The sequence below is a fragment of the Acidisphaera sp. L21 genome, assembly GCF_009765685.1.
Taxonomy (GTDB): domain Bacteria; phylum Pseudomonadota; class Alphaproteobacteria; order Acetobacterales; family Acetobacteraceae; genus LMUY01.
Genome location: NZ_LMUY01000017.1, coordinates 11,347 through 11,839 on the forward strand (window position 1 = coordinate 11,347; position 493 = coordinate 11,839).

At 60.9% G+C, this 493-nt stretch carries 1 protein-coding gene; it reads right to left on the reverse strand.

The window, feature by feature from the left end; genetic code table 11:
* Positions 1–394: 394 nt before the first annotated feature.
* Positions 395–493 (reverse strand): DUF3597 family protein (locus GSQ76_RS32585; RefSeq protein WP_216850905.1); only part of this gene is annotated, 99 nt, incomplete at its 5' end.

The following is a 493-nucleotide window of genomic DNA, read 5'->3' on the forward strand; positions in this document are numbered from 1 at the left end:
GGGTTGAGCAGTAGACATCCCGGTTGTCCCAGTCGTAGCGGTCAACGGAGCGGCGGAAGGGGCCATCCCCCCGCCCGTGGATGTGGTGGATAGCTGATCGGCAGCCTTCGGGGTGGGCATACCGTGACTGCCGCCAGTCGTGGTCGACGTGCCCTGCGACGTGGCGTTAGCCGACGGCGTAGTCTGGGCAAATGCGGGCAATGCCAAGGAGATCGATAGCACGGCGGCGGTTGCAATAATCCGGCTGTTATGCATGGCATTTCACTCCTCATCACGCCTTACGTGAGCGTGGTGTTGGTGAGCCAACGGCCTCGAGGACCTTCAGTTTTCTCAATGGCAGTAAAGTGCTAGGCGGCCTGCACGGGCGTCGTCTGGAGCACCCGTGCGTATCAGATCAGCTCTTCATGCTGTCTGGAACCTTGCCGCCGTTTTCTTCGAGCTTCTGCACTACGGCCTTGTGGAGAGCGACGTTCTCCTCAGCCGATCCATCGGC